Here is a 513-nt window from a genome sequence, read left to right as displayed (position 1 = left end):
CGGCGTTGATCAACACCAGCAGCTCGGTGCCGATCTGCTGCTCCAGCAACGCGATCAACACATCCGCGTTCCGCACCCGCAGCGGCCGCTCATCCCCCTCCGCCTTCGGCTTCGCATACGCGTCCAGCAACGTCCGCAACCGCGCCCCCGCCTCCCGAGGTAGCCGGAACTCCCCCTCCAGCCCGCCCGAGGAACTCTCCCGCACCAGCAGAAACCGCTCCCGGTAATCCGCCTCGCTGTCATCGGCCTCCCCGTCCGGGTCCAGCACCGCACGCAGATACCGCCCCGCACGCGCGATCTCCGCCGGAGTCGCCTGATCCGCCAACCCCACCAGAATCGGCTCCGCCACACTCGCCTGCTCATCCGTCAGCCGTGCGGTGCCGAGCAGATCGCCGTCACACTGCCCTCGGCCAGGCTCCCCTGCGCGAACCGCGCCCGCACCATCGGCAGCCGTGCCAGCTCGGTAGCCAACGCCAGCACCCGGCCCGCCCCGGCCACGCTCATCCCCGCCGC

At 71.3% G+C, this 513-nt stretch carries 1 protein-coding gene; it reads right to left on the bottom strand.

The window, feature by feature from the left end:
• The coding region (locus AWQ68_RS00190; RefSeq protein WP_169808822.1) for a DUF222 domain-containing protein at nt 1–349 on the bottom strand (349 nt) is incomplete at its 3' end.
• Between the last annotated feature and the right edge of the window lie 164 nt (nt 350–513).

The sequence above is a fragment of the Microtetraspora fusca genome (genome assembly GCF_001570365.1).
GTDB lineage: Bacteria > Actinomycetota > Actinomycetes > Streptosporangiales > Streptosporangiaceae > Microtetraspora > Microtetraspora fusca.
This window is presented reverse-complemented; position numbering and strand designations above follow the sequence as displayed.